General features: G+C 63.7%; 15 protein-coding genes and 1 riboswitch. Of the genes, 3 read left to right on the top strand and 12 right to left on the bottom strand.

The annotated features are described in order from the left end of the window. Positions 1-28 precede the first annotated feature (28 nt). From QTL95_RS00420 to QTL95_RS00365, 12 genes are all read right to left on the bottom strand, one after another. Positions 29-634: a thiamine phosphate synthase gene (locus tag QTL95_RS00420; RefSeq protein WP_289718001.1), complete on the bottom strand. Its 606-nt coding sequence runs from the start codon at positions 632-634 to the stop codon at positions 29-31. After that, complete coding sequence (locus QTL95_RS00415) at positions 631-1404, bottom strand: thiazole synthase (protein WP_289718000.1); 774 nt, start codon at positions 1402-1404, stop codon at positions 631-633. The genes QTL95_RS00420 and QTL95_RS00415 overlap by 4 nt, the downstream gene beginning before the upstream one ends. Before the next feature lie 2 nt (positions 1405-1406). Next, the gene (thiS, locus tag QTL95_RS00410; RefSeq protein WP_289717999.1) at positions 1407-1604 is read right to left on the bottom strand and encodes a sulfur carrier protein ThiS; all 198 of its coding nucleotides are present in this window, start codon (positions 1602-1604) and stop codon (positions 1407-1409) included. Next, complete coding sequence (gene thiO, locus QTL95_RS00405; RefSeq protein WP_289717998.1) at positions 1601-2575, bottom strand: glycine oxidase ThiO; 975 nt, start codon at positions 2573-2575, stop codon at positions 1601-1603. The genes thiS and thiO overlap by 4 nt, the downstream gene beginning before the upstream one ends. 1 nt (position 2576) lies before the next feature. Beyond that, positions 2577-4403 carry a phosphomethylpyrimidine synthase ThiC gene (gene thiC, locus QTL95_RS00400; protein ID WP_289717997.1) on the bottom strand — a complete coding sequence of 609 codons (1827 nt, stop codon included), beginning with the start codon at positions 4401-4403 and terminating at the stop codon, positions 2577-2579. A 90-nt stretch (positions 4404-4493) separates the two neighbouring features. Continuing rightward, positions 4494-4626: riboswitch (TPP riboswitch) on the bottom strand. 47 nt (positions 4627-4673) lie between these two features. After that, positions 4674-5432, bottom strand: coding sequence for a FadR/GntR family transcriptional regulator (locus tag QTL95_RS00395; protein ID WP_442981238.1), 759 nt, complete (start codon positions 5430-5432; stop codon positions 4674-4676). Between the two features lie 26 nt (positions 5433-5458). Beyond that, on the bottom strand, positions 5459-6520 hold the full coding sequence (locus tag QTL95_RS00390; RefSeq protein WP_289717995.1) for a four-carbon acid sugar kinase family protein: 1062 nt from the start codon (positions 6518-6520) through the stop codon (positions 5459-5461). Further along, on the bottom strand, positions 6517-7509 hold the full coding sequence (locus QTL95_RS00385; RefSeq protein WP_289717994.1) for an ABC transporter ATP-binding protein: 993 nt from the start codon (positions 7507-7509) through the stop codon (positions 6517-6519). The genes QTL95_RS00390 and QTL95_RS00385 overlap by 4 nt, the downstream gene beginning before the upstream one ends. Continuing rightward, entirely contained in the window at positions 7509-8516 is a 1008-nt protein-coding gene (locus QTL95_RS00380) for an ABC transporter ATP-binding protein (protein WP_289717993.1), read from the bottom strand. The genes QTL95_RS00385 and QTL95_RS00380 overlap by 1 nt, the downstream gene beginning before the upstream one ends. After that, positions 8516-9475: an ABC transporter permease gene (locus QTL95_RS00375; protein ID WP_289717992.1), complete on the bottom strand. Its 960-nt coding sequence runs from the start codon at positions 9473-9475 to the stop codon at positions 8516-8518. The genes QTL95_RS00380 and QTL95_RS00375 overlap by 1 nt, the downstream gene beginning before the upstream one ends. A 2-nt stretch (positions 9476-9477) precedes the next feature. Beyond that, entirely contained in the window at positions 9478-10434 is a 957-nt protein-coding gene (locus QTL95_RS00370) for an ABC transporter permease (RefSeq protein ID WP_289718177.1), read from the bottom strand. Between the two features lie 144 nt (positions 10435-10578). Then, positions 10579-12216 (bottom strand): ABC transporter substrate-binding protein, encoded by a 1638-nt coding sequence (locus tag QTL95_RS00365; RefSeq protein ID WP_289717991.1) that lies wholly within the window; start codon positions 12214-12216, stop codon positions 10579-10581. A 306-nt stretch (positions 12217-12522) separates the two neighbouring features. On the opposite strand from QTL95_RS00365, the gene QTL95_RS00360 reads away from it, so the two are divergent. From QTL95_RS00360 to QTL95_RS00350, 3 genes are all read left to right on the top strand, one after another. Continuing rightward, positions 12523-13428 carry a dihydrodipicolinate synthase family protein gene (locus tag QTL95_RS00360; RefSeq protein WP_289717990.1) on the top strand — a complete coding sequence of 302 codons (906 nt, stop codon included), beginning with the start codon at positions 12523-12525 and terminating at the stop codon, positions 13426-13428. 11 nt (positions 13429-13439) lie between these two features. Continuing rightward, on the top strand, positions 13440-14630 hold the full coding sequence (locus tag QTL95_RS00355) for a sialidase family protein (RefSeq protein WP_289717989.1): 1191 nt from the start codon (positions 13440-13442) through the stop codon (positions 14628-14630). A gap of 360 nt (positions 14631-14990) precedes the next feature. Next, the gene (locus QTL95_RS00350; protein ID WP_289717988.1) at positions 14991-16124 is read left to right on the top strand and encodes an iron-containing alcohol dehydrogenase; all 1134 of its coding nucleotides are present in this window, start codon (positions 14991-14993) and stop codon (positions 16122-16124) included. The last annotated feature ends 27 nt before the right edge of the window (positions 16125-16151 follow it).

The raw sequence follows: 16151 nt of genomic DNA, 5'->3' as shown, positions 1-16151 counted from the left end.
TGGCACCTCCCGTCTGCCTGCGCTCTGGCTATCGCCAGCTCTCGGTCGCCGCCAACCATTGCCGCGTTCTTTCGTCGGGATCGGCGTTGCGGGTGATGTCGGTGACCACAGCGGCGCTGTCGGCGCCGTGGGAGAAGACGCCGTCGATGCGATCGACGTTCAGGCCGCCGATCGCAACCAATGGCAGATCGCCGATCCGCGATTTCCATGCGCGCAGCCGCGGCAGGCCCTGCGGCGCCCATTTCATCTGCTTCAGGATCGTCGCGTAGACCGGGCCGAGCGCGATATAATCAGGCTCTGCGGCGAGGGCAGTTTGCAGTTCTGTCTCGTCATGGGTGGAGAGGCCGAGCCGGATGCCGGCGGCGCGGATGGCGGCGAGGTCGGCGGTCTCCAGATCCTCCTGGCCGAGATGGACGAAGTCGCAGCCCTCTTCGATCGCCAGCTTCCAGTAATCGTTGACGATCATCTGGCAGCGATGCTCCGCGCAGACCGCAAGTGCGCTGCGAATCTCATGGCGCAGATCGGCCTCGGAGCGATCCTTGACGCGCAGCTGCACCAGCTTGACGCCAACAGGGACCAGGCGTGCGATCCAGTCGGCGCTGTCGACGATGAGGTAGAAGGGATCGAGCTTCATGAAAACACCGCCTGTCCGATAACAGGGGTCGACGGCACCGCCATGTCGCGCGGTTCCAGCATTCCCGCCTCGAAAGCATGGCGACCGGCCTCGATGGCGCCAGAGAAGGCGGCGGCCATCAGGACCGGATCGCCGGCGCCGGCCACCGCGGTGTTGAGCAGAACGGCGTCGAAGCCGAGTTCCATGACAACGGTCGCGTGCGAGGGACGGCCGATGCCGGCGTCGACAATAAGAGGCACATCGGGGAAATGGGCGCGCATTGAGCGTAGCGCCGTGGGGTTGAGCGGGCCGGCGGCGCTGCCGATCGGTGCGCACCAGGGCATCAGCACCTGGCAGCCGGCTTCCAGCAGCCGCTCGGCGACGACCAGGTCGTCGGTCGTGTAGGGGAAGACCTGAAAGCCTTCGCCGACGAGGATACGGGTCGCCTCGACGAGGCCGAAGACATCCGGCTGCAGCGTGTCGTGGTTGCCGATCACTTCGAGCTTGATCCAGTCGGTGGAAAACAGCTCGCGCGCCATCTTCGCCGTCAGCACCGCCTCGGACACGCCGTGGCAGCCGGCGGTGTTGGGCAGGACCTTGACTCCGAGCGAGCGGATCGTGTCGAAGAAGGCGCCGCCATTGCGCCCGCCGGCCGTCTCCCGGCGAAGCGAGACGGTGACGATCTCGGTACCGGAGCGGCTGACGGCATCGGCCATGATCGACGGCGAGGGGTAGCGCGCGGTACCGAGCAGTAGGCGCGAGCACAGTTTGGTTCCGTAAAGTTCAAGCATTGTCAGCCTCCCTGCATCGGCGACAGGATCTCGATCCGGTCATCCGTGTTCAGCGAATGGGCCGGCCGGTCCTCGCGGTGCACGAGTTCGCCGTTGACGGCGGTCGCCAGCCAGTCGCTTTCGAAATCCATCAGCGCCAGCAGTTCTTCCAGCGTGGCTGCGGCGATCTCCTTGGGTTCGCCGTTGACGATCAGTTTCATGATGCGTGTCCTCCTGCGGTATCGGTGTTGAAGACAAGGTCGGCCGCCCGTGCCGCCATGGCGGGCGCGAGCAGAAAACCGTGGCGGTAAAGGCCGTTCAGCGAGATCAGCTTTCCGTGCTTCTCGACGCGAGGGAAATTGTCGGGAAAGGCGGGGCGGATGCCGGCGCCGGTTTCCACCACGGTCGCATCGGCGAATGCCGGGTGCAGCGCGTAGGCGGCATTCAGCAGTTCCATCAGCGAGCGGGCTGTGATCGGGCCGGAGAATTCCGTCTCGATCATCGTCGCGCCGACCATGAAGAGGCCATCCCCGCGCGGGACGATATAGACGGGGATGCGCGGGTGCAGCAGCCGCACCGGGCGGTCGAGAGTTATCTCGTCGGTCCTGAGGTAGATCATTTCGCCACGGACGCCGCGCAGCGAAGCGGTCTCGCCGATGCGCGACGCGCCGGTGCAATCGACGACATGGTCGAACTCCTGTTCGTCGGGGTTCGTATCGATGAACAGTATGCCGCGCGCGACCAGCTTCTCGCACAATGCGGTGAGCGTCCGGCGCGGATCGAGATGGGCTTCGCGCGGAAAGAACAACGCTTGCCGGAAGCGACCGGCTAAGGAGGGTTCGAGCGCCGCGATCCGCTCTTCGTCCAGCCATTGATACCCCGCCGTGCGGCCGGCGAAGCGCTTCAGCTCCGTCTGGTCGCGGGCGGAGGCCAGCACCAATGTGCCGTTCCGTTTGACTTCGCCCGGCAACATCGCCTCCCAGCGGTCGGGCGCATCCTGCCCTTCGCGCAGCACGGCCTCGTCGGCGCTTTCACGCTCGCACCAGGGCGCCAGCATGCCGCCGGCGAGCCAGGACGCTGCCGCCCGGAAGCTGGGATTGGGATCGAAGACGGTGACCTTCGCGCCGCGCGCGGCGAGCGCATGGGCAACGGTGAGGCCGGCGACGCCGGCCCCCTTGATGAGGACACGCATATCAGCCGGCCACCTGACCCTCGGCATCGACGGCCATGTAGAGATCGCCGCCGTCGCGGTACTTGGCCGCCATGGCGTCCAGCCCATCTTTCTGCGCTTCTGCGCGGATATCGTGGGAGATCCGCATGGAGCAGAATTTCGGGCCGCACATCGAGCAGAAATGCGCGACCTTGTGCGCTTCCTTGGGCAGGGTCTCGTCGTGGAAGTTGCGGGCCGTTTCCGGATCGAGCGAGAGGTTGAACTGGTCCTCCCAGCGGAACTCGAAGCGGGCGCGCGACAGCGCATCGTCGCGCAGCTGGGCGGCCGGGTGACCCTTGGCGAGATCGGCGGCGTGGGCGGCGATCTTGTAGGTGATGACGCCGGTCTTCACGTCGTTGCGATCAGGCAGGCCGAGATGCTCCTTCGGCGTGACGTAGCAGAGCATCGCCGTGCCGAACCAGCCGATCATCGCGGCACCGATGCCCGACGTGATGTGGTCGTAGCCCGGTGCGATATCGGTGGTCAGCGGTCCGAGCGTATAGAATGGCGCCTCGCCGCAGACGGCCAACTGCTTGTCCATGTTCTCCTTGATCTTGTGCATCGGCACATGGCCGGGGCCTTCGATCATGACCTGGCAATCCTTTGCCCAGGCGATCTTCGTCAGTTCGCCCAGCGTTTCCAGCTCGGCGAACTGCGCTGCGTCGTTGGCGTCGGCGATCGAGCCGGGGCGCAGGCCGTCGCCCAGCGAGAAGGAGACGTCATAGGCGCGGCAGATGTCGCAGATCTCCTCGAAATGCTCGTAGAGGAAGCTCTCGCGGTGATGATGAAGACACCACTTGGCCATGATCGAGCCGCCGCGCGAGACGATGCCGGTGACGCGGTTGGCGGTCAGCGGGATGTAGTGAAGCCGGACGCCGGCATGGATGGTGAAGTAGTCGACACCCTGTTCGGCCTGCTCGATCAGCGTGTCGCGATAGACCTCCCAGGTCAGGTTCTCGGCAATGCCCTCGACCTTTTCCAGCGCCTGGTAGAGCGGCACAGTGCCGATCGGCAGCGGCGAGTTGCGGATGATCCATTCGCGGATGTTGTGGATGTTGCGGCCGGTGGAGAGATCCATGACGGTATCTGCGCCCCAGCGCGACGCCCAGACCATCTTCTCGACTTCCTCGGCCATCGAGGAGGTGACGGCGGAGTTGCCGATATTGGCGTTGATCTTCACTAGGAAGTTTCTGCCGATGATCATCGGCTCGGCTTCGGGGTGGTTGATGTTGGCCGGAATGATGGCACGGCCGGCGGCCACTTCCTGGCGGACGAATTCAGGCGTGACGTGATCGGGGATGTGGGCGCCGAAGCTCTCGCCGTCGCGGATCATGGCTTCGGCCTTCGCCTTGCGGCCGAGATTTTCGCGGATGGCGATGAACTCCATCTCGGGCGTGATGATGCCTGAACGGGCATAGGCGAGCTGGGTCACCGCCTTGCCGTCCTTAGCGCGCAGTGGCTGGCGTTTGGCGGAGAATTCCGGCGTCAGGCGCTCGCCGCTGGCAAAGCCGTTGTCTTCGGGACGTACCTGCCGGCCGTCATAGGCCTCGACATCGTCGCGGGCCAGAACCCAGTCGCGCCGTAGCGCGGGCAGGCCGTGCTCGATGCTGATATCGGCGCCGTCGACGGTGTAGATGCCGGAGGAGTCGTAGACCGTGACCGGCGGCTCGCCGGACGTCGGGTGGACGCTGATCTCGCGCAGGGGAACGCGGATATCGGGATGGATTTCACCCGGGATATAGATCTTGCGGGAGGCCGGCAACGGGCCGGTGGTGACTGTGGGGGTGATGGTCTTTGCGGCGATATTCATGGTTGAGGCTCCAAGTTTGCGATTGGAGACCCAGTCCTCAGCCGGAATGATGAAAAGACGCCGGCACGGATTCCACGCGGGAATCCCGGCCTTCGAGCGCTTGCACCGTCCCTACGCCAGTATGAACTGGATCAGGTTCAACGGGTCACTGCGCCACGAACGGCCTAGGCCTTATCGTCCAGCAGTATCTCAGCCCCTTGCCGGGACCCCCCTGGTGAATGCGAAAAGGGTAGAGCGACGACGGCGACGCTGTCAAGCCGCCGACGGCCGCTACATGGAGAGGTCGAGCGCGCGGCCTTCGAAGAGGCGGCCCTGAGAGCCCTCGAGATGGCCTTTCATCAAGGCCTTCGCGTCGTCCGCGCGGCCCTCGACGATGGCCTGATAAATTTTCTGGTGCTCTTCGTAAACCTGCTCGAGACCCTGGCGCGGACCGAGTAGCGAGAGACCGTGAAGATGCATGCCGACGGCGATATGCGCCTTCAGCGCGTCGATCGAGGCGGTGTAATAGTGGTTGTTGGCGGCCTCGGTCACGGCGCGGTGGAACATGAAGTCGGCATCGGTGCGGTGCAGCTGGTGGCTGGTCGCCTCGCGCAGGTCCGCAAGGGCTGCGGCAATCTTCTGGATGGCGGCCTCGTCGCGGCGCTTGGCGGCGAAATAGGCGGCGGCCGGCTCGATCGTGAGGCGGAATTCGTAGCAGCGCTGGATGTCGGCGATGGTCTTGACGGGCGAATAGGAGAGCTGCGTCGTCGGCGAGCCGTGGGCGCTGACGAAGGTGCCGGCGCCCTGGCGCGCATAGACGATGCCCTGGTCGCGGAGCTTGGCCAGCGCATCGCGGACGACCGGACGGGAGACGCCGAGCATCGAGGCCAGCTCGTGCTCGCCGGGCAGGCGGGAATCGGGCGGATAGTTGCCGGAGCGGATGCGCTCCTGCAGCTGGTCGAGCACGCGATCGACCAGTTTCACGGCCTTGCCGCGCTCCGGCTTGCCTGAAGGTTGCGGATTTGCCTGTGCCCCGTTTGCTTCGTCCACGTCCATTCTCCCTGCCGGCATTCGTCTCATGCCGCCTGATTCTGCGGAATCACTCTTAGCAAACTCTCGGAATTCCCGAAGCCCCCGGACTTCACCGCGCAACGGAAACCGGCGCCATCGGCCGCCGTCACGTCGAACCACGGTACGCCCGCCTCGATCTCGCCCTTCGGCGACAGCACGCTGATACCAAGTTGGCGGAAGACGGCAAGGGCCGTATCGCCGCCACCGACCATCAGCATATCAGGGCGTGTATTCTCTATCACCGATTTGACGCCTTGCGCAAAGCGTCTCGCGACGCCGACCGCATCCTCGGTGATGGCGCCGGTGCAGCGGATGAGGACCGGTAAGCTCGGCTGGTCACCCTGCGCAAGCGCGCCCATGGGCGCTTCGATGGTCGCTGTCAGCATGCCGGATGCCTCGAGGCGCTGCATCTGCGTCGATGTGATCGGGTCGCGCGAGCCGAAGGCGAAGATGGTCTTGTCGGTCGCCTGGAAATTGCGGACGGGCTTGCCGGCGTGGCCGATACGGCGGGCGAGCGCACTGCCGATGCCGCGCGCGCCGACCGCGAGCGCCGCGGTCCAATCGTGCTCCGATGCCAGCCGGTCGAGATCGGCGTCGCTCTCGGCGTCGATGATGCTCACCCTATCGCTACGGCCTTTGAACAGGGCGGCGATCGACAGCGGCTTCTCGACACCACGGCCAACCACATGGCCGTCACGGGTGAAGCGCTCCTGATCAGGGATGGCCGGGGCGATGGTGATCTCGCGATGGCCGAAGATGGCCGCGATGGCGGCACTTTCAGCCGCCACATTGCCCTTCAGTCGGGAATCGATCTTCTTCAGGACGATTGCGGGATGTGCGGCAAGAAGAGCGCTGGCCGCGAGGCCGGCCCTTCTCGCCGCTTCCCCCTCCGGGAGGGCGCGCGAGGCGGTGTTAACAACTACCACCTCGCAACCGGTTGCCAGAGCGTCCTCGACAGCCTCGATCTCGATCGCCACGGCAACGGAAAGACCGGCGTCGACGAAGGGGGTTCCCGTGTCGAGCGCGCCGGTCAGATCGTCGGCGATGATCGCGACCTTGAGCGTCATGCAGCCTGTCCCGTGTCGACCGCGTGGCAGGCAACGAGGTGGCCGGGCTTAGCTTCCTTCCACTCCGGCACGACCTTGCTGCACACATCCATGGCGATCGGGCAGCGCGAATGGAAGCGACAGCCGCTCGGCGGGTTGAGCGGGCTCGGCACATCGCCCTGCAGGATCTGCCGGTTGCGGGTGCGCTCCAACTCCGGATCGGTTTCCGGCACGGCCGACAGCAGCGCCTTGGTGTAGGGATGCAGCGGGTTGTCGAACAGCTCCTCGCGTGTTGCCAGTTCCGCCAGACGGCCGAGATACATGACCCCGACGCGGGTGCTGATATGGCGCACGACTGCCAGATCATGGGCGATGAACAGATAGGTCAGCCCGTATTTTTCCTGCAGATCGAGCAGCAGGTTGATGATCTGCGCCTGGATCGAGACGTCGAGCGCCGAGATCGCCTCGTCGCAGACGATGAATTTCGGCTGGCAGGCGAGCGCGCGGGCGATGACGACACGCTGACGCTGGCCGCCCGACAGTTCGTGCGGATAGCGCTGGGCGAAACGTGTCGGCAGGCCGACGTCGGTCAAGAGTGCCGCGACGCGGTCCTTGAGTTCGGCCTTGGTGCAGAGCTTGTGGAACAGGATCGGCTCGCCGATCGCCTCGCCGATCGTCATGCGCGGGTTGAGTGTCGAATAGGGATCTTGGAAGACGATCTGCAGGTCGCGGCGAAAGGGCCGCATCTGCTTTTCGTCCAGCGTCGCCAGATCCTGCCCCTTGTAGACGACCTTGCCTGAGGTCGCCTTGTAGAGGTTGAGGATGGTGAAGCCTGTCGTCGACTTGCCGCAGCCGGATTCGCCGACCAGCGACAGCGTCTCGCCTTCCATGATGTCGAGGTTGATGTTGTCGAGCGCATAGACCGTGGCCGAGCGTTCGCCGAAGGCGCCGAGCTTGACGTGGAAATGCTTGACGAGGTTTTCGACCTTGAGCAGCGGTTGGGCACCCATCACGCGGCCTCCTGCATTTTCTGGACGACGAAGCAGGCGGTGCGGTGGTTTCCGGCGCCCTGGATCGGTTCGAGTTTCGGCACGCGCTCGTGGCAAACGGCTTCCGCCAGCGGACAGCGCGGGGCAAAGGGGCAACCCTTGGGCCGACGACCGGGCTCCGGCGGCGTGCCGCCGATCGAGCTCAGACGGCTTGCGGGCGCATCCGACAGCTTCGGGATCGAGGCCAGCAGGCCGCGTGTGTAGGGGTGGCTCGGGTGGGCGTAGAGCTCGTCGACCGGCGCATCCTCGACCACGGTGCCGGCGTAAAGCACGGCGACGCGATCGACGAGACCGGCGATCAGCGCCAGGTCGTGAGTGATCCAGACAACGGACATACCGAGCTTGGCGCGCAGGTCCTTCACCAGATCGACGATCTGCGCCTGGATGGTGACATCGAGCGCCGTCGTCGGTTCGTCTGCGATCAGGAGCTTGGGGTTACAGGCGAGGCCGATCGCGATCATCACGCGCTGGCGCATGCCGCCCGACAGCTCGTGCGGATAGGCCTGCAGCCGCTCTTCCGGGCCGGGGATGCCAACGAGGCGCAACAGTTCGACGGCGCGGGCGCGTGCTTCCGGCTTCTTCATGCCGCGGTGGTAGATCAGCGGCTCGCAGATCTGGTCGCCGATGCGCATGACCGGATTGAGCGAGGTCATCGGATCCTGGAAGACGAAGCCGATATCGCCGCCGCGCACCTTGCGCAGTTCCTTGTTCGACATCTTCTGCAGGTCGTGGCCGTCGAAGCTCGCCGAGCCCTTGGTGACCTTGATCTTGTTCGGCAGCAGCCGCATCAGGCTGAGCATCGTCAGGCTCTTACCGCAGCCGGATTCGCCGACGACGCCAAGCGTCTCGCCCTTGTTGACATGGAGGTCGATACCATCGACCACGACCGCCGGGCCGTTTCTGCCGTCGATCTCGACGGTCAGGCCGCGCACATCGAGCAGTTTCTCGTTGGAGCGTGTGGTGTTCATCACTTGGACCCCCGCGGATTGAGAGCGTCGTTGAGGCCATCGCCAAGGAAACTGAAGGCGACGGAGGCGAGGCCGAGGACGGCAGCGGGGGCGGCCAGCAGGTGCGGATAGTGCTGCCAGACGCGCAGGCCGTCGGAGATCATGTTGCCCCAGCTGGGGGTCGGCGGGTTGACGCCAACGCCGAGGAAGCTGAAGGCGCTTTCCAGGACCATCGCCGTGCCGAGACCAGCACTGACGGAGACGATCAGCGGGCCGAGCGCATTCGGCACGACATAGCGCTTCATGATGATCCAGTTCGACAGGCCGAGCGCCTGGGCGGCGGTGATATAGGGCCGGCTGCGGATCGACAGGACCTGAGCGCGGACGAGACGCGCATAGGGCGGCCAGGAGATCAGCGCCATCGAGCCGAAGACCAGCATGAAATCGACCCAGATCGTCTGGCGGTAGAAGGGATTGAGCGTCGCCAGATACTGCGCTTCCATCCATTTGGTGATCGGCGACTTCAGCGATGCGTTGATGACGACGACGAGCAGCAGGTTCGGCACCGACATGGTCATGTCGGTTAGCCACATGATGATGCGGTCGAACGGATTGCCGAAGAAGCCGGCGATGGCGCCGAGCACCGTGCCGATGAAGACGGCGATGACGGTGACGATGACGGCGACCAGGAAAGCGGTGCGGGTGCCGAAGACGACGCGGCTGAAGACATCTCGGCCGAGATCATCGGTGCCGAACAGATGTTGCAGCGAGGGCGCGGCGTTGCGGGCCTGCAGGTCCTGGCTCAGATAGTCGTAGGGCGTGAGGTAAGGTCCGAAGATCGCGGCGAAAGCGAGGATCGCGACGACGACGAGGCCGAAGACGGCGAGTTTGTTGCGCTTCAGGCGATACCAGGCGTCGCGCCACAGGCTGACGGGTGCCTCTTCCTGGGTGGCGACGGGGGAGAGAGGGACGGCGGACATGGTCAGCGGCTCCTTCTTGAATCGTTGGCACGCGGATCGAGCAGCGGATAGAGAACATCGACCAGAAGGTTCGACATCATAACCAGGAAGGATCCGATGAGGGTGATCGCCAGGATCACGGGATAGTCGGAATTGGTCAGCGCCTGCACGGTCAGGCGACCGAGGCCGGGCAGACCGAAGACAAGTTCGACGAAGATCGCGCCGTTGACGATGGTGATCATGATCAGGCCGAGCTGGGTGACAACAGGGGTCAGCACCGGCCGCAGGATATGCCGCAGCGCCACGACCATTTCAGGCACGCCCTTGGCGCGGGCGGTGCGGACGAAATCCTCCGACAGCACCTCGATGACGGCGGCGCGGGTCTGGCGCACGATCAGCGCTATCGGCTGGAAGGACAGGACCACCAGCGGCAGCAGGATGCGCACGTCGAAGACCCCGCCCCAGCCATAGGGAACACTGACGCCGGGAAGCAGCACGATCAGGCCGACCATCAGCAGCGGGCCGGCGACATAGGCCGGGATCGCCCAGAGGAACAGGGCCGAGCCGAGGATCGCGTAGTCCAGGCGGCTGTTCTGATTCATGGCGGCGATCATGCCGAGTGGGATGGCAATGACGGTGGTCAGGATGATGGAACAGAGCGCCAGCTTGAAGGAGACGGGAGCAGCGGCGGAGACCATGGCCCAGACCGAGCGGCCGGAGGTCAGCGAATTGCCGAACTGGCCATGCAGTAGGTTCCAGATGTAGCCGCCGAACTGCATGAGGAATGGTTTGTTCAGCCCTGCGCTTTCGCGGATGGCCTCGATGCGCTGCGGATTATAGGCGACATCGCCGGGCGCACGCAGAAAGATAAGCTTGATCGGATCGCCGGCGCCGTAGAAGGCCAGCGCGTAAACCGCCAGCATCACGATCAGAACCGAGGGAATCCAGATGGCAAACCGGGTCAGCACGTAGCGGAACAAGGTCACCTCCCACCTGTTGTGAGACATGCGCCGGCAACCATGCGCGGATGCGATGTCTTCTTGAAACTTGCGCGAAGGCCTTGCGGTCTTCGCGCGGTTGCTGAAAGGCCCATAGGGGCTATTTGCTCATGAATTCGGACCGGCTCAGCCGATCGAAATGTCCCAGGGCGCCACGACCTGCCAGTCGAGGTTCTTCTCCATGCCCTTGACCTCCTTGGTGGCCCAGCGCGACATCGCCTGAGAGTACCACGGAATGAAGGCCCAATCCTCGCGGAATGCCTTCTGGGCATCCTGCGCGAGCTTGATGCGCTCGGGATCGTCGGCAGCCTTGGTGGCGGCCTCGGCAAGCGCGGCATCGACCTTGTCGTTCTTGTAGCCGCCGAGCTTGTTCTGGGCGTTGGACGAGGTCGAGGCGATGCAGCCGGCGAGGTAGGAGACGGCATCAGGTACGCGGGTGCCGACGTCGTCGCGGAAGATCTGCACCGCGTTCTGGTCGGGACCGGCGTAGCTATCCTGCTGCGGCTTCATGTCGACAGCCGTGATGCCGAGGTTCTGGCGCCACTGCTCGGCGATGTACTGTGCCGCTGCCTGAATGGCCGGGGCGGAGATGCCGACGAAGAGGATTTTCGGCAGACGCTCGGGACCACCGTAGCTCGATTCGGCGAGCAGCTTCTTGGCGGCGGCCGGATCGTAGGGGAAGGGCTCGAAGCCGGAATTGTCGGCGCCGGGAACGGAGTTCAGAATCTGGTCGGCCTTCTTGTGCGGACCATCGGGATAGGACGCCTTGAAGAGGCCGTCGCGATCGATCGCCATGATCAGCGCCTGGCGAACCTTCGGATCGTCCATCGGCGCGCGGGTGACGTTGAACCAGAAGTGCTGGCTGGTCGGGATCAGCGGGCCGGCGGAGAATTCGGGGCCGAGATCCTGGATGATCGTCGAGGTGACCAGTTCGGTATGGGCATTGAACTCGCCCGACTTGATGAGCGACGTCGCGGTGACGTTGTCCTCGATCGAGGTGATCTCGATGCGTGCCAGCTTCGGCTTGGGACCGAAGAAGTTCTCGTTCGGCTCGAATACCAGCTTGCCGGCGTCGATATCGATGCTGGTGAGCTTGAACGGGCCGGAATAGACGGCACTGCTATCGGGCTTGTACCAGTCCGCCACTTCCTCGCCGTCGCTGCCGCGAGACTGCGCGGCCTTGGTGATCGGCGCGATGTGGTTGGCAAGGCGCATGAAGAAGATCGGATCGGCTTCCGTCAGCGTGACGACGACGGTGCCTTCGTCAGGCGTTGCGACGCCCGTCAGCTCGTTGCCGGAACCGGCGCCGATTTCCTTGTAACCCTGAACCTTGCTCAGCACCTGGTCGGCGCGCTGGCTCTTGGTGTTGGGCATGGAGGCGACTTCCCAGGAGCCCTTGACGTCGGCCGAGGTGATCTTGCTGCCGTCGGAGAACACAGCCTTGGGGTCGACCTTGAAGGTCCAGACCTTGTTGTCAGGCGATTCCCAGCTGGTGAAAACGTAAGGCTTGATCTTGCCTTCGCTGTCGAAATACATCGGCGAAGCCCACCAGATTGAATTCCAGCGGAACGGAACACCGCCGCCGCGCAGCGGCGACCAATCCTGGTTGAACGCCGGGTTGGCGACCTTCAGCACCTGGCCGTCGTCGGCGAGCACGATCTTGGCGTTGAGGCCGAATACGGTGAGGCCGACACCGGCGGCCAGGCCGAGCTTCAACGCTTCACGACGCGACATTCCATTATTCTTATCAGTCCGATCAGTCATTCCATCCTCCCATGACAAAATCGATGACGTCTCCATCTTTCGCTCCATCCCGAAAGTGCGTCATGACAATGGCGCAAACACTCGCTCGATAATGTAAATATGTCAATAGAAATTAATTCATGCGAAGCACGGCAAAATGATCAAAAAAATTTCCTATTTAATTTCAATGCGTTGAAAAATACGATCGATTGAAGTGCTTATTGTCATATTGACAACATGCGGAACGAGGATGAGAAAACCCGCATCTTGCAGGCAGGGTTTCCCGCCTTTTGCCGCCATATGCGGCGTTCATCCGAGGAGGACGACATGAACAATCACAAGATCACGGGTGTCTACAGCGCCGCCGCGACCCCACTCAATGCCGATGGGAGCCCTGATCTCGGTCTTTTCACCGAGCACTGCCAGCGCCTGCTTGCCGAGGGCTGCCACGGCGTGGCGCTTCTCGGCACCACAGGGGAGGCGAATTCGTTCTCGTCGAGCGAGCGCAAGGCGATCCTCGAGGCGGCGCTGAAGGCCGGCATTCCCGCCGACAAGCTGCTGCCGGGCACCGGCGTCGTCGCCATCCAGGAGACGGTCGATCTTACCAGGCATGCACTGTCGCTCGGCGTCACCAAGGTCGTTATGCTGCCGCCCTTCTACTACAAGGGTGTTTCCGACGACGGCCTGTTTGCAGCCTATTCGCAGATCCTTGAGAAAGTCGCCGACAACAGGCTGCAGGTCATTCTCTATCATATCCCGCAGGTTTCGGGTGTGCCGCTCTCGGTGCCGCTGATCGGAAGGCTGATCGAAGCCTTCCCGGACACGGTTGTCGGCATCAAGGAATCAGCAGGCGATTTCAACAACATGCAGGCGATCATCGCTGCTTATCCCGGCTTCTCGGTTCTCGCCGGCGCGGATCCGCTGCTGCTGCCGCTCTTGAAGGCCGGGGGCGCCGGTTGCATCACCGCGACCTCCAATCTGGTCGCGGATTCGCTGCGCACCGTCTATGACAAGGTGCACGACGAGCGCGAGGCGGCGGCGGTCGAGACCGCGCAGGCGCGCATCAACGCCTACCGCACGCTCTCCAACTCCTACGTACAGATCCCGACAATCAAGGCGATGGTCGGCCTGAAAACCGGCAACCCGGCCTGGAAGCGCACACGCGCACCGCTGATGCCGATCAGCGACGCCGATTACGCATCGCTTGCCGAAGCCTACAAGACGCTGCCGTAAGGAGGACGACCATGGCCTTCACGGGTTTGCAGCCGGATGCCGTTCCTGGCCTGATGACCGGCGAGATCGTCCCAAATCCCGCCCCTCCGGGACGGTCGGACGCCTATCTGCCGTCGCCCTGCATCCAAAACCACGCCGCCAACCTGGCGTTTCTGCCCGACGGGACGCTGACCTGCGTCTGGTTCGGCGGTACGATGGAGGGTATGGGCGATATCTCGATTTACATGTCGCGCCTGGCGCCGGGCGCCACGCAGTGGTCTCAGCCGGAGAAAATGTCCGACGATCCCGCCAAATCCGAGCAAAATCCGTTAATTTTCAAGGCTCCGGACGGAAATGTCTGGCTGCTCTACACCTCGCAGACCTCGGGCAACCAGGACGGCTCGGTTGTCAAATGTCGGATTTCCGAGGACGGCGGTAAGACCTTCGGCGCCGTGAACATGCTGTGCGATCTTCCCGGGACTTTCGTGCGCCAGCCGATCATCGTCAACGGCAAGGGCGCGTGGCTGCTGCCGATCTTCCGCTGCGTCGGCCTGCCCGGAGAGCGCTGGACGGGCGATGCGGATACGGCGGGCGTGTTGATCTCGCGCGACGGCGGCCGTAGCTGGGCGATGGTGGCGGTGCCGGACAGTCTCGGCGCGGTGCACATGAACATCGTGCCTGTCGAAGGCGATCATCTCGTTGCCTTTTATCGCAACCGTTTTTCCGAGAACGTGCTGTCCAGCCGCTCGCGTGATGGCGGCGAGAGCTGGAGCGCGCCGCAACCGATCGACCTGCCGAACAACAACTCGTCGATCCAGGCAGCGAGGCTGAATAATGGCGTGATAGCAATGGTTTACAACCATTCAAATGCGCTGACGTCGGACGCGCGGCGGCTGTCGCTCTATGACGAAATCGAGGGCGACGAGGCGGATGCACCGGCAGCACCGGTCAAGGCCGTCGAGCGCCGCAAGGCCATCTGGGGCGTGCCGCGCGCGCCACTCAGCCTGGCGTTCTCGACGGATAAAGGCGCCAGCTTCCCGCGTCACATCGATCTCGATACCGGCGACGGCTATTGCCTGAGCAACAACTCGAAGGAAGCGCTCAATCGCGAGTTCTCCTATCCGTCGATCGTCGAGGGGCCGGATGGGACCGTGCATGTCGCCTACACCTATTACCGCCGCGCCATCAAATATGTGCGGCTGACGTCCCAGGCGCTCGGCTGAGTGCAAGGCTGCTTGTCAGTTGTGAACGATTAGTCGCCCGGCGCGACCTCTTTCGAGGATTTTATCGCGCCAGGCGGCGTCGCTTGGGCGCTGTTTTGACAATTTTGTGGCGCCTGCGATCTTTGCTGCCTTGACGCAAGGAGCCGCGGTCGAAAGACACATGGACGGGGGAATATACAATATAAAACAATATAATAGGCTTACTTCTGTGCCTGGTGCGCGTGTTCTTGAATTCCATTCGATGATGAAATTATCGATGCGCTCGCGATCAAAGCTTGCCAAACAGAATGAGCTTGTATAACAAATTTACATCTTAGGCGGCGCAATGGCGTCGCTGTATTGCAGGGGAGGAATGGTCCAGTGGTCAGCTTGGATTCGCCTATCACAATCGTCCGGCCGCATCTGATCGAGTTCGGTGTCGGCACGGCGGAGCGTCTGGGCAAGTGGGCGGGCGACAAGGGCTATCGCCGCATCCTCGTGATTTCCGACGCCTTCAACGCGACGCGCGTCGACGCGCTTGGTCTTTCCGGCGACGTCACGGTCTTTTCCGATGTCACTCCGGAGCCTGATACCGCCAATCTCGACAAGGTGCTGGCAGCGGCGAATGACGCCGATGCGGAGCTTGTCGTCGGTTTCGGCGGCGGCAGCGCGATGGACCTCGCCAAGCTCGCGGCCGTTCTCGCCGGCTCGTCGCAGACGCTGCGCGAGGTGGTCGGTCCGAACAAGGTCACGGGGCCGCGCCGCGTGGCGCTGGCGCAGGTGCCGACCACGGCCGGCACCGGCAGCGAGGCCGGCATCCGGGCGCTGGTCACCGATCCCGAGACGATGGCAAAGCTCGCTGTCGAGAGCATTCACATGCTGGCCGATATCGCGGTCATCGATCCGGCGCTCACCTTCACCGTTCCGGCCCGCACGACGGCCGCCACCGGTGTCGATGCCATGGCGCATTGCGTCGAAGCGTTCACAAACCGCAAGGCGCATCCGATGATCGACCTCTATGCGATCGAGGGCGCGCGGCTGGTCGGCAAGTATCTGGCGCGGGCGGTCAATGATGGTTCCGATGCCGAGGCGCGCGCCGGGTTGTCGCTCGCCTCGCTCTACGGCGGCTTCTGTCTCGGCCCGGTCAATACGGCCGGCGGTCATGCGCTCGCCTACCCGCTTGGCACCCGCTGGCATGTGGCGCACGGTGCCGCCAACGCGCTGATCTTCCCGCATGTGCTCGCCTTCAACACGCCGGCCGTTCCCGAAAAGACCAGGGCGGTCATCGATGCGCTCGGCCGCAAGGCGTCGGATGACGTCGGTTCGGTGTTCGAAGCCGCCTATTCCTTCTGCGCCGATCTCGGCATCGAGATGAAGCTTTCGGGTCTCGGGGTTCCGGTGAGCGACCTCGACGCCATGGCGGACGATGCCTTTGCAATCCGCCGCCTGCTCGACAACAATCCGCGCGATCTCGCGCGTGACGATATTCGCTCGATCTACGAAGCCGCCTTCTAGGCGCGCGGCCATACATAAAGCCAATCA

It is taken from the genome of Rhizobium sp. S152 (genome assembly GCF_030380735.1).
Classification (GTDB): Bacteria; Pseudomonadota; Alphaproteobacteria; order Rhizobiales; family Rhizobiaceae; genus Rhizobium.
This window is presented reverse-complemented; position numbering and strand designations above follow the sequence as displayed.